10 protein-coding genes are annotated in these 13,899 nt (G+C 52.7%); 3 read left to right on the top strand and 7 right to left on the bottom strand.

What is annotated here, in order from left to right; all coding sequences use genetic code 11:
* Positions 1 to 29: 29 nt before the first annotated feature.
* Genes BUF15_RS19560 through BUF15_RS19545 form a run of 4 tightly spaced genes read right to left on the bottom strand, consistent with a single transcriptional unit; the run spans position 30 to position 6,389 of the window.
* Positions 30 to 1,727, bottom strand: a complete 1,698-nt coding sequence (locus BUF15_RS19560) for an SUMF1/EgtB/PvdO family nonheme iron enzyme (RefSeq protein WP_143170789.1) — start codon at positions 1,725 to 1,727, stop codon at positions 30 to 32.
* The gene (locus BUF15_RS19555) at positions 1,717 to 3,549 is read right to left on the bottom strand and encodes an ABC transporter permease (protein ID WP_073615402.1); all 1,833 of its coding nucleotides are present in this window, start codon (positions 3,547 to 3,549) and stop codon (positions 1,717 to 1,719) included. Before BUF15_RS19555 ends, BUF15_RS19560 begins: the two co-directional genes overlap by 11 nt.
* Positions 3,546 to 4,304, bottom strand: coding sequence for an ABC transporter ATP-binding protein (locus BUF15_RS19550; RefSeq protein WP_200802428.1), 759 nt, complete (start codon positions 4,302 to 4,304; stop codon positions 3,546 to 3,548). Before BUF15_RS19550 ends, BUF15_RS19555 begins: the two co-directional genes overlap by 4 nt.
* A gap of 12 nt (positions 4,305 to 4,316) precedes the next feature.
* Positions 4,317 to 6,389, bottom strand: coding sequence for a vWA domain-containing protein (locus tag BUF15_RS19545; RefSeq protein ID WP_073615415.1), 2,073 nt, complete (start codon positions 6,387 to 6,389; stop codon positions 4,317 to 4,319).
* A gap of 345 nt (positions 6,390 to 6,734) precedes the next feature.
* Here BUF15_RS19545 and BUF15_RS19540 point away from each other — a divergent pair, with 345 nt between their 5' ends.
* Entirely contained in the window at positions 6,735 to 7,847 is a 1,113-nt protein-coding gene (locus tag BUF15_RS19540) for a GNAT family N-acetyltransferase/peptidase C39 family protein (RefSeq protein WP_073615400.1), read from the top strand.
* A gap of 8 nt (positions 7,848 to 7,855) precedes the next feature.
* Here the strand turns inward: BUF15_RS19540 and BUF15_RS19535 are convergent, their stop codons facing one another.
* Positions 7,856 to 10,246, bottom strand: coding sequence for an ATP-binding protein (locus BUF15_RS19535; protein WP_073615399.1), 2,391 nt, complete (start codon positions 10,244 to 10,246; stop codon positions 7,856 to 7,858).
* A gap of 539 nt (positions 10,247 to 10,785) precedes the next feature.
* Between BUF15_RS19535 and BUF15_RS19530 the strand changes: the two genes are divergently transcribed.
* On the top strand, positions 10,786 to 12,129 hold the full coding sequence (locus tag BUF15_RS19530; protein ID WP_084554229.1) for a cyclic nucleotide-binding domain-containing protein: 1,344 nt from the start codon (positions 10,786 to 10,788) through the stop codon (positions 12,127 to 12,129).
* Positions 12,126 to 12,611 carry an LEA/WHy family protein gene (locus BUF15_RS19525; protein WP_073615397.1) on the top strand — a complete coding sequence of 162 codons (486 nt, stop codon included), beginning with the start codon at positions 12,126 to 12,128 and terminating at the stop codon, positions 12,609 to 12,611. The genes BUF15_RS19530 and BUF15_RS19525 overlap by 4 nt, the downstream gene beginning before the upstream one ends.
* 8 nt (positions 12,612 to 12,619) lie before the next feature.
* On the opposite strand, the gene BUF15_RS19520 is transcribed toward BUF15_RS19525, so the two are convergent.
* On the bottom strand, positions 12,620 to 13,447 hold the full coding sequence (locus BUF15_RS19520; RefSeq protein WP_073615396.1) for an MBL fold metallo-hydrolase: 828 nt from the start codon (positions 13,445 to 13,447) through the stop codon (positions 12,620 to 12,622).
* Entirely contained in the window at positions 13,444 to 13,857 is a 414-nt protein-coding gene (locus BUF15_RS19515; protein ID WP_073615395.1) for a PaaI family thioesterase, read from the bottom strand. Before BUF15_RS19515 ends, BUF15_RS19520 begins: the two co-directional genes overlap by 4 nt.
* Positions 13,858 to 13,899: the final 42 nt, after the last annotated feature.

Below are 13,899 nucleotides of genomic sequence, written 5' to 3'. Positions count from 1 at the left end.
ATCTGTTTTCAGCGCCCCCCTAAAAGGCACTAATCTGAAAATCCATCAAAACGTTTGTGAAACTCTCCAAGCCAGACCTCAACATCAGCCCGTCGCTGTTCAGCAAAAGACTGCACATGAAGCTTTAGCAACTCGGTAACAACCTGCTCTCGCTTGGTCATCTCCTTCGTCCCTAATTGCTCAAATGCATACTCAATATATGTTCCCTCGTATTCGCCGAGGCTCCCAACCTTTTCTTGATAACCACGCATCTGCTCGCCCATAGCTTTTTCCAGTTCCTGCATAGATTTTTCAACAGCAGCAACCTGCTCCTGATACCGCGAAGAGACTGCTGCCAGCTCCTGCGCCGTTTTCAAGGTAGCCGTCAGTCGTTCGAGCCGGGAGAGATAGACCGAAAGATTTACGCCGTTCCTAGCCGCATCCTGAGCCAGGCTGCGAGCGCTTTCCCGCTGAGCAAGTTCCAAGCGTTCCTTGGCCTTATCCAGAGTTGCCTGCACGGCCATCAAAGGTTCATTCAAGGCCGGGTTATCCTTCATCAGCCTGGCCAGAATAGTGTCAGCCGAGCCCAGCTGAACAGTGGCCTGGGCAACAAGGTTGTCCAGAGTTCGCCCCACCGGCATGGTGCGACGAAGGTCCGCCCGATATGTTTCATACTCTTGTTCTATCTGGGTTCGCTGAGCCGAAGTGACCACCACGTTAGAGCCAATTGCCAATCGTAATCCGGTGTTGAATGATCGGCGCTCCTCAATAATATTTTTGTCGACATTCCAGGCATAGACATCAAGCTCTGCACGCTGGGCACTGCGCAGATCCATAGGCTGGGTGGACACACTCCCACCACGCACGGCAACCCCGCCCGGTTTCCCCTGCCAGATTTCCGGTCGAAACATGCCGGACGTCATCTCCTGCGCATTGCCAAACAGATCATGAAATCCCAGCACATCTGCCTTCCTGAGCCCAACCGGACGAAGCTGATGTTTAGCATTACCCAGATGCCAGGCATACTCTTGAGCCTCAGCTATCGGGAATGGTAATCCATTGTCGAAGGTACCGGCCTGAGTGGAAGCTACGCCACCCCGGGCACAGTACTCCCATTCGTCTTCAGCGGGCAGCCGCATAAACCCAGGCGCCCCGTCTACTCGCGGCATCGCTGCTATTCGCTCGGGATATTCAGGATCAAACAGCCATTGATTGTAACGGCGGATGAATTCTAGTACATCACCATAGCTGACATAGGTGAGAGGACGCATCAACGCATCGCGCAACGCCCGGCCCTTTAAGGTGGGCAGTTTCTGATCCTCAGGGTCCCCGCTGACTGCCAGTAAAGCATCCATGCCCATTACCGCTGTGTACTGGCCACGGGTCAGCTCATATTTGGCAAGAACAATCTCCCAGACATTCTCTTTTCCCACTGGAAAAGACCCACTGATCTGGGTACGCTGGAGACCCTCGAAAATGCCCCCGGCTGCGTCACCGATTTGAATGATACGTTCCTGATCACCCCAGAAACCTTTTCCCGGTACAGGTACTCTGCGAAAAACCATTTCCGCGTCACCTGGCATAGGCAAAATGAGATCATTTTCCGCCGGTTTGGGATTATACACCGTTTGCGGCGGAACTTCGGCCAGCGCTGTTTCAACCAGCAAACCATTGTCCCCTATGCCCGCTGTCACGAGGATGGATAGAAAAGTCGCCCAACACCAAACAGAAAAAACTTTATTGCTCACGAATGGCCTCCGCAGGATCGATACAGGTTGCTCGCCACCCAGCCACCAAAGATGCCAGCCCGGCCAAGACAAGCGTTACAAAACAAAATACTGGAATATATTGACTGGGGATGACGCAAAATGCTTCTCCGGGGGCTAACTCGGTGGCAAAGGCATGATTGATGACCCAAGCCAGGGCTGCATAGCCACCAAAACCTGCCAGCAATCCCAAGATCGCGACCATAAGCCCCTGAGCTATTGGAAAGAAAAACACATGCAGGCGAGAAAAGCCCAGCAGCCGCAGCACCCCAAGGTCTCTTCGCCTGCGTTCCACCGCCGCATAGAGACTCGAAACCAGCACGGCAGTCCCGCCAAAAAGCCCGAGCAGGGCAATAAGCCAGAAGAGACGGGTCAAGCCCTGATCAAGGACCCTGATCCGTTCAATGGCCTCAACCTCCGCTATAACTTCTATTCCTTCTGCTTTCAGCTTGTAATAGAGTTGAGGAACGTCATCGATGCTCTCTGCGTAGAGACGGAACCCTCGATAGCCACCGCGGGCCATTTCAAAGCGTTGGGTCTTCTGATTAAATGAGATTGCACGCTGGCTGGCGGTTCGTAAAATTCCCATCAGTTCGATCGGCACCACCGGCCTGCCAAACGATGTTGTACCAATCACGCGCAGGTCAAATTGCAGTTCCGCAATTCCTGATGCCCGCACGTGCATTTCATCAGCTGAAGTCTCCCCTTCGGGCCACAAGGTGTGCACCAGCCGTCCATCCTCGGGTGAATTTCCAGTGTACCCGCCCCAGGGCGTCTCCGGAACGCCAAGTAGCTGTGCCTGTTCTGAGGTGAGTGACAAGCCAATGGGACTCAGAGACTTTCCGCCACTTTCGATAGTTACACCTCGAACATACGGGAGGAGGACCCTGGTCTGTCCTCTCAGCTTCTGATCGATAGCACGCAGGTTGGTCATTGTTACAGGTGTTCCAGGAGCGAGCAGGTCATATGCGCCAAAACCATGGGGAGGAGAAAATCCCAGCAACTCTTTAACCCGTTCTGCAGATACATCAGTAATACGGCCAAAACCGGTGTTGATTACAAGGCCAGAACGCGCTATGGGGAGCATGGGGTGTGGTAGGAGAAGTATTGCCCCATCAAAGCTCGGATAAGGCTGCGGAGTCTCACCCGCCCACCCACGAGACGGAGCTGCGTATCCCTCCTTATACCCTTCCACATCAAGGACAAATGGCAGAGGCGCATAGACCCGTGCCAGAGATCCGGCGCGAGGGCTCAGCACCGACACAACACGTAACCGCTCTTCGACAAAGTCCATGCGGCCACCGCGAGACCTGGTAACCCGCGAGATAATGTCTTCCCCACTCTGCACTCCACATCGTCTGGCAGCCTCAGCTGAAAGCACAACCTCACCGTCAGCGGGTACAACCCCACCATTTTCCAGAAGCAACGGATCCCCTGCCGCAGTAGGAATAAGATCAATAAGCTCAGCACTATTTGAGCCGCCGTGTACTACTGAAATCACAGACGACAAGGGCAGAATGGTCGGCGTATAAAAACCGACCCCGGGCCAGACAGACAACTCCTCAAACCACTGAGGACTGAATTCACGCGTCTGAGATGGTCTGATCTCACGGAAAACAGGATCTTCAACCAGCCGCTCGCGCAGGGTTTGAATGGTACCATACTTAAGGCCAAGCAAGACAAGCAGCGGGGCTATCACCGCTGCCAGGGCGATGACAAGACAGAAGGTCAGTATCCACTCGTGCCTGAGGTGGGACGCCGCCAAAGAGGGTATATATTTAAGGGGATTCGCAGGACGGGTCATGGGCTATGCTCCTTGACCAGCCGGCATGTGGAACGGGTGAGCTGTTCGGATACCTCTATCGTATCAAAGGTATAGGCAACCTCGACTCTGTCCATGATCAAATCCACATCATGGGTCACCACCACCACAGCTACGGACTCATCCTCGGCCAGCCTTTGCATGTCGTCCATAATGGCCCGAGCACGTGCCTTGTCTACAGCCGCGGTTGGTTCATCTGCCAGGACAAGGCGAGGCTGATGCGCCAGGGCTCGAACAATAGCTACTCTCTGCCGTTGCCCGATGGACAGGGATTCCGGCATCCGGTCAAGGCAACCGGCAACCCCCAGCCTTTTGGCCAGCGTCCCCACCCGGCCCGGCAAGATAGGATGCCCTTTGATGCGTCCTGGTAAACAGATGTTCTGTCGTACGCTCAAAAATGGTAACAAACCGCCTGTCTGTAGAACATAACCGAAAAAATCCCGGCGCAGGGCGGACAGAGCTCCTTCATCCCCACGCGCCCACAACGCAGCAACATCACAAACACCGCCAGTATTGCCAGTTGATATTTCAAAGCGTGCGACCTCCGTCGGCTCCATGACCAGGGCTATCATGTCTAGCAAGGTACTTTTGCCACAACCGCTCTCACCAATTACCGCCACCATCTGGCCGGGATGGACGGCAAAAGAGGGAACCTGCAGTTCAAACACACTCTCGCTCTGGCTGCGTCTCTTGACAATATCTTCGAGACGAACCATGGGTACACTATTTTCTGCCACGCAACAGCCCACTTACGGCAAATAGTCGAGATGCAGCGGATATACCAGATCCTGATCGGGATCCGTATCGTTGACGCGGAACCAGGCATCGACCTGCTCGTTGATGGTACGATATTGATCAAGCTTAGCCAAAATACTCCATTCGAGCTGCGAACGCTGCTCGGCTGTCATACTGGCAAACATATCATCGGTCAAAGAAAGTATGTCACTTTTATAGGGCAAACTCTGGATGAAGGCCGGCAGTAATCCAGTGTCGGCCAGACGGGTCGGCCCGCCAAGATCTTCTGGCCGCTTCATTGCCTGTCCCGCCACACCCTGCAACGCTTCAAAGAATTGTCCCTGGGTCACCTCGGCACGCATCAGCGCCTGCACCACCTGATCCAAGGCTTGAGAGAGCGACGACAACTGCTCACGCGTCACTAAAACTCGTACATCGAGTGACTTGTCGGCTGGGTTTATCAGGTCACGATCCAAGGCCCAGGCGACAATATCTTTTGGTGGGGTCGCTTCCTTGCCAATGTATTCGATCAACGCGGACTCCCAGAGCTTGTCGAATTCCTCTAGAGGCACCGATTCTCCTGTAGGTTTGCCACCTGTGGCAACAGTGAGCTGATCATTGATACGGGAAGTCAGATGTTCAACCAGTGCACGGTACTGATCTTCCTCAAAGGCATTTATTTCCTTGATAGCAGCACTCGCGTCATCACCTCGTACTCGAGCAAGATGCGTGAATTGAGCCAGGGCCCTGGGATGATCCTCAGTTGCACGGGGATCCTGCAGATGAATGGCAAAGAGGTGTACCTGGGCATCGTCATACTCTCTTCGAAGATCGGTCTCATCCTTGCCTGTCGTGTTCTGGGCATGCCCCTTGGGGTGCGAGCTTGCATCTCCGATGAAAATGACAAAGCGCAACGCGCCTTCACGCCACTTTGACTGCAAGGCCACCTCAACCCCGGCAAATGCCTCCTCTGCATAATCAACACTGCCGACAGCCGTTGCCTTTCCATCTTTTTCCAGGATTTCAACTAATTTTTCACCACTTACCAGATCAGGGGTAAGGTTGCGTGTCACATATTCAAGCTGAGGAGCGACATCCAGAGAATCGCGAAACACGACCAGCCCAAACCGGAAACGATCAGCGGTTTCCGCACTGAACTTTTTCGTCATCTCCGCCACCGCTGCCTTCGTCATATCAATAAAGGGCTGCATACTCCGGCTGGTATCGATGACAAAAACGATATCGGTCTTTGCATCTTTCAATAATGCACTGCCTGCTGTACGACCCACCTCGGCCTGGTTGCGATAATCAGAACTCTCAAGGGTATCGGCACCGCGGCTACGTGGCACTGCTGCCGCAAGTTGCAGCAGCCGGACGTCGTCACCGTTGATCTGGGTCTGGGACCACTGCAAAATAGGCAGCACATAGAACTGACGTGTGATATCAACAAAGCGCCGCGGCTCCATACTGACCAGGGTATCGGGAGTTTTTCCGTTACCAATCTCGTCGTAGATACTCTTGGCCTTACCAGCCATATCCATGTCGTCAACGATGCCCTCAAGAGTGGCCTGATCACGGAACATAAGGACAGGACTGCGCCCTTCAAGGGGGTTGCCGGGGTGAGTGTACGAAACCAGCAGGGCCTGATGCCATTCAAGCACGTCTTTGGCCTGCATCCAACCCTCGGCCTCTGAGCGTGAGCGCCCAACCTGATACCACCCACCCGGCTCAGCCGGATGACTCAGGTCGAGTCCCTGACGATTAAACACATACAATGGCTTAAAAGCCGGCATGTTGGCCAGGACAATTCCATCGTCGTTCGCCATCATCTCCCGGTAAAGATGGGAAAAGGGGCGTGGTAACACGCGCAGAGGAATTTGAGTAGCCGATTCAATACATGGCCCGGTTGGTTGACATACAATCCCGTCATCAAGAGTCTGCACACCGGTTTCAGAATGACCGGCAGTTCCTTCCAAAGCAGCCAGGCCGTCCGACGTTGCTCCTCCCTCAGTTCCTTCAAGATCATCAGGGCCGGCAGCTATTCCATTTGTATGAAAGAAAAGTACCAGACATAATATTGTGCTCATCCACAAAACTTTTCGCACAGACGCAAGATTCAAAAACATGATGCCTCCCGACTACGTAGGTTAAGATGAGTGTCGCATATTGAAGTATGATTCAACGGTTATATCACAACATAAATGCTGTAACAATACAGAAAAGCCTTATAATGTTCACCAATTCAAATAGAATTAAGACAAGTTACTTGACCATAACATAGACTCCGATGTTCATCTGCACTTCATCCTTACGCCAACCACAATTGCTTCGTTAATGGTGATAGGATAGGATGGAAGAAGAAGTAGGAATGAAACTGATTACCCCATTTACAGATATACTGGCGAAAACCTCGCTTTCGCCTATGGTCCATCATGATCCGAGCAGCACGTCCCGATGATATCCCCCAGCTGGTCCTTCTGGAAAATCAGTGCTTCCAGCAGGACAGAATCTCCGCCCGTCAGTTCCGCTATCTGTTGACAAAAGCGCATGCCCACAGCCTGGTATTTGAGCGTGAAAGCAGGTTGATCGGCTATGTCACGATTCTCTATTCTCGTGCCACGTCGACGGCCAGGATATATTCAGTGGCTGTTGACCCGCTTCAACAGCGCCAGGGTATAGCTCGGCAACTGATTGATCGTGCTGAAGCGGCGTCCCTTGAACAGGGCAAGACTTCCATACGGGTTGAAATTCGGGAGGATAACACCTCCTCCCGCCGGCTCTTCACGAGCCTTGGCTATAAGCCGTTTCGTCATGTACTGGACTATTATGAGGATCATCAGTCGGCGGTGCGGATGGAGAAAAACCTCCACCCCCGGCGTAACGGTCAGGAGATTCGAGTTCCCTATTACCAGCAGAGTCTCGAGTTCACCTGCGGCCCCGCCTGTCTTATGATGGCGATGAAAGCACTTGATCCGGGTCAGGAATTTTCCAAACAACGCGAGTTGCGCCTTTGGCGGGAAGCCACCACCATTTTCATGACCTCTGGCTTTGGTGGATGTGGACCGCAAGGACTGGCGCTGGCAGCATTGCGTCGCGGCTTTATGGCAGAAATATTTCTGAACTTTCCAGAAAACTTCCTCATTGACTCAGTACGATCAGAGGAGAAAAAGCAGATCATGAGGCTTGTGGAAGAAGACATGACCGAACAGTGTGTAGAACTGGGAATACCCATTCATCATCAGCCGGTATCCATGGAGATGCTGCGTCAGTATCTGGCTGAGGGCGCCATCCCACTGGTACTGATCAGCTCCTGGGCCATCTATCGCCAGAAGTTTCCCCACTGGCTGGTGGTAATCGACATGGATGACCGTTTTGTCTACGCCCACGACCCGCTCATTGAGTCTCACAAAGGGGAGACCCTGGCTGATTCGTTGTCGATGCCCATTGCCCATGCTGACTTTCATCGCATGGCGCGTTATGGCAAGAAAGGCCAGAGGGCCGTGGTTCTGATACGGCCTCAGGCCAATACCTCAGCAAGTCGCTAGAGTTCAGGTCACACGTCTTCAAAACCGTCCGTTCCTGAGAAAAGGGCGACCGCAACAATATCCCGCAGTTCCTGAAGAGTAAAAGGTTTTCCAAGAAAATATTTGGGATACTCTTCATCCGCTCCGCCCATCACCAGGTCCTCACTGTAGCCACTGGCGAGAATAATCGGAATATCCGGAACCATTTCCCTCAGTGAGGAAGCCATTTCCAGGCCATTCTTCCGTGGCATGGCAAAATCACTCAGCACAAACAGGATCTCCTCTTTATGCCTTCGGAACATTTCAATCCCCTCAGCCCCATCACGGGCCTGCAGTACCTCGTAACCCAGCATAGACACCATCCGACTGTTGATTTCGAGGACAACCTCATCATCATCGACCACCAGCACCTTGCCTCCACTCAGAGGAATGACCCCATCATCAGTTTCCGGCTCCAGAACATGGCCGCCGACTGCGTTCTCAAGTGATATCGGTAAAAAGACCGAAAACGTACTGCCGACACCCGGCGAGCTTTCGACAGCAACCACCCCTTTATGTGCCTGAGTGAGTCCCTGCACCACCGGCAGGCCCAACCCTCTGCCGGTGAATTTTGTCGAATAAAAGGGATCAAAGGCGTTCTCGATCTCTTCGGTGCTCAGGCCACAACCGTTGTCGTGCACCTGCAACCTGGCATAGGAGAGGGACTCCGGTTCCCAGTCGCGGGGAAACCTGTGGGCGACCGGAACTTCCTCGGCGGGAATGACCTTGACACCCAGCTGAATTGTGCCCCGCTTTGGCCCGATCGCCTCGCAGGCATTGGCAACAAGCTTCATGGAAATTTGCTGGATCTGGCCTTCATTGGTATCGACCGTTGGCCCGTTTGTCGGCAGATCCATCTCCAGCTCAACATTACTCGGCAGCACGCTCTTCAATGCAGGGTAATGTGTTCGCAATATTCCGGCAAGATCGAGAGGCTCCCGCCGCCCTTGAGCTTGTCCCAGATAGGTGAGCATGAGTTTACTCACCTCCGAGGCTTTTTCTGCGGCATCAAGGGCTGCAGCCATATTGTAGCGTGAAGCGTTGTGAATGGGCAGGGTTTCCATAGCCAGCTGCAAATACACCTGAATCACATGCAGCTTATTATTGAAATGGTGAACGATGGCTCCGGCCATGCGTTCAAGGCTTTTCTGCTTTTCCAGGTTCCGAATCTTTTTCTCCAGAGCCTCTTTTTCCTGCTTCATCGTTATACTTTTGGTAACATCGCGATAACTCCCGCGTCGCCCCTGCCACACGCCATCTTTATCATAGATGGCTGAACAGGAGTGGCTGAGCCAGCGGACCTGGCCATCGGGTGTAACTATACGGAATTCAAAACCACTGTTCCGGTCATCTTTTCCCCCATTTGCCATCACCTGGTGACGATGATCGGTAAACAACTTCAGATCATCAGGATGAACAATTTCCTCGATCAACAGAGGATTATTGAGAAAATCTTCTGCGGGATAACCGGTTACCCGTTCACTTGAAGGGCTGACATAGCGAAAGGTACCATCCGGCAGGCGCCAGGTTTCCATGGCGTAGGCAAACGCGGCCAGAGTACGAAACTGTTCCTCGCTTTGGCTCAACTCTTCCTCCGCCTGTCGTTTTGCCAGGGCAAGAGCCAGTATGTCGCCAATCCGTTCAAAATGGCTGATCAACTCGGATGAAAAGCGATCAGGGCGGTGATCATTAAATTGCAACAATCCCATGATCTCACGATCTGTCCGCAGCGGAACAAGGGCCACCGACTCATACCCCTCACCATTGCAGCGATTACGGGTACGGGCCTGGCGGTCTGCCGGAGTGGTACTGGCCAGAAGCCTGGTAGTATTATTAGACCAGAAACTCCCGCCATCGGTAAAAAAGGATTTCGATGGATCAACCCGGCCACTCAGCACATTGCCGCACATGCATTCCAGTACCGGGTTGCCCGCGCTATCACGGAGCAATTCTCCATCAGGATCATAGGCGCAAAGGGAGTTCTCAAGGCGAACAAATTCTCCGGGGAACCCACGGGTCTCAAAATAGGGAAAGTCTTCACCGCACCGCAGACGAACACCGACGGCCTCACATCCCGACCAGTCCTGCAGAAACCGGGTAAGGTTTGCAAGGCCCTCATTAAAACTCGGAGCACTACTGAGCTGAAGTATCAGTTCCGCCACCAGCTCCCGTTCATCTGCAAGTCTCGTATGTTCAATGGCATTGAGCCGATGAATTTCCTCCCGCAGCTGCTGCGGGGTAAGATCTTCAATTTGAACCGCAGATAAATGCTGGTGGTAAGAGCAATCATAAGCCTTTGTGCTCGACATTTTTGCCGGATCGACATGGTGTGGTAAATGGTCTTTCATCGTTACCTCTTTCCAGATATTCAAGATTTCCATGTCCGCTCTGCCCAACAACAACGGACAGACAGCACGGAAACGTCAGGCACAACACGCCCAAAACAATGCCAACCCCCTGAATTCTGCAGCCCACCACACCCGCCTACACTTTCATACTATCGAACCAAACCGCTCTCTTCAAGGGATATATAGATAAACATGATGCATGATATTACAGAATTTTAAATATTTACAGTCAACCACCGCCTAACTGCTCATATTGAATATCAAAACAAAAAACCGACCGTGAAAAATAACAGGAGCAAAACGAGAGAAAAAGACAACGTCATGGCAACATCATCATCGTCCTTTCTCAAGAGCAACGACAATACACCGTTAGGGGTAGCTGTGATTGCACAACATATGCACAATTGCTATTATATCCCTTGCCGTTCATCACCCCAACACACCGATAGCACCTGAAAAGTGTATTATTTTTATTGTTTCTGCGATGCTGCTGCGATAGTATACGACTGTTTCACCCGGCTTTCGGTACTCATATTGAGAATGAAATCACCCGCTCCTTTATTCAAGGTAAAATGACAGGCACAGAACAACAATCACGCTCAGCCCGCCACGATGGTGCTCAGAACGTTGCCATTCTCATGTCGGACATGGCGCAATACTCTCAGCAGACATCGTCCATGTGCCCGGAGACGTTACGTGATTTCATTATCGATTATCATTACAAGCTGGTCGACCTGGTCGATACGCCAGACAACAATCCGGTGGATATCGAGCCCTCAGGCGGCGATGGCTCGCTTATTATCTTTAAAAAACGATTCGGCGAGGATGACCGGGCCATCTGTACCCGGGCCGTGCAAACCGCAATAAACATTGCCAACGCTATCGAAACCGGCAATATTCAACCGACCCGGATGGGACTCTATCTTGGCAGGATTGTCGAAGCGGAAATCTGCGGTAAAATGGCCAAATTCAGCACGTGCTTCGCCGTGGCCAACAGGCTGGAGGAGCTATGCGGCCACTTCGGAACAATCCTTCTCATGGACCGCGAAGTAGCCCGCAATCAAGACGAAGATCAGCAATACCTGGTGAGCATCGGCAAGTTCAGTCTCACCAGCGTTCTCCACCCGATGAATGCCTACACCATTTACAAACCAGGCATCCATAATATCCCAAAAGATGTGAATGAGCAGCAGCTGCTCCATTTCATCCGCATGAAAAACGAGGCGATGGAGCTCTTCAGCGGCAATCTGCTCAAAGGAATCCTCCCCGACTTTCCGACCGTGCGAGAGCAGCTGATCGATGCCCAGAGTTTTTTCGTTGAGATGACCGGCAAGGAAGACCTGGCCATCGCCCGCATTCTTGAATACATCCGTGAAACACCCTACCCGGCCGGCGATTTCAACAGCCGGGGGATGCTGCTCATGGAAAAGAAACGTGACTCCATTGGTGACCGGCTGGTGCATCTCTCCGGCAAGTTACTCAAAGCGATGAATCACGATATTTATCATGCCCTCATCGTTGACACCGCCTGGGAGCAGTGCTTCAAGCTGGAGTGGCACAGTAAAGGTTCGACCATCATAAAAATCGGCGACACACCCGACGGTATTTACTATCTTGACACAGGTACAGCCAAAACCTACAACAGCGATAACAAGCTTCTTTCGGTGATGGAAGATGGCGATATTTTTGGCGAGATGGCATATTTCGGTAGCGAGCTGAAAAGAACCGCCACGGTTGTGGCCGACAGTGATGTTGTGGTCAGAAAAATTTCCACCGACGACTTCAGCAGACTGCCGGTCATCATCGAGATATTCAAGCGGATAGCCGAGGAGCGCAGGAAGGCTCTGGAGCTTCGTAACGGTAAGAATGCCGACAAGAACCACACCACCCAGAAATCGTTAAAGGGAGAGCTATGAGAATACAGCGCAAAACAGCCACAACCTGGCTGGCCATGTTCCTGTTGCTCGTTCTTGCCGGTTGCGCCGGTTTCTCATCACTGGAAAAACCTCAAGTGACCCTGGCCGACATTCAGATTCAGGAAGTCAAAACGCTGGAGACAGCTTTTCTGGTACAGCTGCGGGTTATGAACCCCAACACCAACCCGCTTGAGATTGAGGGGCTCAGTTGTGATGTTGAACTGGATGGCCGCAAGTTCGCCTCCGGCCTGCAGGGCGGTCAGGGCACCATACCCGCTTACGGCTCGGTCCTCGTACCCATGGAAGTTTACGCCTCGGTACTGGACATGTTCACTTCAGTGCTGGGAGTACTCCAGAACCAGAATGAACAAGGAGCAGTGGGCAGGCCCATCAGCTACAGGCTCAAAGGAAAAGTCAGGGTGTCAAGCGGCGGATTCTCTCACAATCTGCCATTTGCTTCAGAAGGGGAAATAAAACTGTAACGGGTCGATTAGATTTCGATAACCATCCCCGCCTGCCCCCAAACGACCTCCGTCGTGAGATGCTCCTGTAAATAGTTTACCGCCTCCTCGCCGCTGCAGTGGCATGCGACAATTTTCCCTATTTCAAAATTCCTTAACGCCGCCACCGTTTTCGCCAGCCGCTCCCGAGAACTGCTGAGAAGGTGGAGTCCGCCTATAATCGTAGCTATCCGTTTTTCACCGGTACGGGCGGTGATATAGTCCAGGGTATTCACCAGCCCCGAGTGACAGCAGCCCACGCAAATGACCAGTCCATCCGGGGTGTGAAGCCACATGGCAACGTCGTCTTTGATGATGTCCACCTGCCGCCCTTCCGGATCAAGGAAAAACGAGCCGCCGGTATCCTCAAAATCGTTGGTGCGGGAGATGGGGCCGGTGATACCGATAAAACTCGTCACCGCCACCGGTCGGCTCAGCCAGTGGATGCGGTTTTCCGGATGAAGGGTAATCGCCTCCATGGCCGCAAAAGGCATCCGGACAATCGCCGGTGCCTCTCCATCAAGACTGTAACGGGGCTGAAACACAGCGCTATGCAGGTAGATATCGATATTTCTATTCATCTTCAGAAGATCGACAACACCACCGGTATGGTCGTAATGGCCGTGGCTGAGCACCAGGGTGGAAATATCCGCAGGATCAAGACCAAGCCGTTCCATGTTGGGCAAAAACGCCCTCTGCTGACCGGTATCAAACAGGATATTGCCTTCCGGCGTTTGCAGGTGCAAGCAGTAACCATGCTCGGCACAGAGAGTGTCCGCTGCCTTGTTGTCGACAACTATTGTCAGCCGAAAGGTCATTTTACCCCGTCTTTCTGCATGAATTTAGCTTTAGCCCTGGCCACCAACTGACCATCAACCCGCGCCTCCGCCTTCAGTTCATAGAGACTGGAGACGGCACAGGTGAGCCAGGCCCGTATGGTAACCCGGCTGGTGCAGGGAATGGCATGGAGAAACCGGACCCGCAGATCGCCGGTCACAGCTTTGATATTTTTAACAAGCAGACAATGGGCCATGGCTGAATCAAGCACAGCCGAAATCACGCCACCGTGCAGAATCCCTTCATAGCCCTGGAGGTGGGGGCCGCCGGTGAAGGAGGCCTCCACCACATCAGCGCCCTGCGGCTCAAATTTCAGCCCCAGGGAAAACGGATTGTTCCTGCCGCAGATAATGCAGTTATCATGATTGCCAAGAACTTCTCCACCCGTCATCGTTGTCACTGTCCAGCCCCTGTCCCTTTTATCTGTTATTAC

This window comes from Desulfopila aestuarii DSM 18488 (genome assembly GCF_900143695.1).
GTDB classification, from domain to species: Bacteria; Desulfobacterota; Desulfobulbia; order Desulfobulbales; family Desulfocapsaceae; genus Desulfopila; species Desulfopila aestuarii.
This window is presented reverse-complemented; position numbering and strand designations above follow the sequence as displayed.

Coding starts and splice junctions, on each gene's coding strand:
- BUF15_RS19555 (WP_073615402.1), bottom strand. CDS start 3,549: ATGACCCGTCCTGCGAATCCCCTTAAATATATACCCTCTTTGGCGGCG.
- BUF15_RS19545 (WP_073615415.1), bottom strand. CDS start 6,389: ATGAGCACAATATTATGTCTGGTACTTTTCTTTCATACAAATGGAATA.
- BUF15_RS19540 (WP_073615400.1), top strand. CDS start 6,735: ATGATCCGAGCAGCACGTCCCGATGATATCCCCCAGCTGGTCCTTCTG.
- BUF15_RS19535 (WP_073615399.1), bottom strand. CDS start 10,246: ATGGAAATCTTGAATATCTGGAAAGAGGTAACGATGAAAGACCATTTA.
- BUF15_RS19530 (WP_084554229.1), top strand. CDS start 10,786: ATGACAGGCACAGAACAACAATCACGCTCAGCCCGCCACGATGGTGCT.
- BUF15_RS19525 (WP_073615397.1), top strand. CDS start 12,126: ATGAGAATACAGCGCAAAACAGCCACAACCTGGCTGGCCATGTTCCTG.
- BUF15_RS19520 (WP_073615396.1), bottom strand. CDS start 13,447: ATGACCTTTCGGCTGACAATAGTTGTCGACAACAAGGCAGCGGACACT.
- BUF15_RS19515 (WP_073615395.1), bottom strand. CDS start 13,857: ATGACGGGTGGAGAAGTTCTTGGCAATCATGATAACTGCATTATCTGC.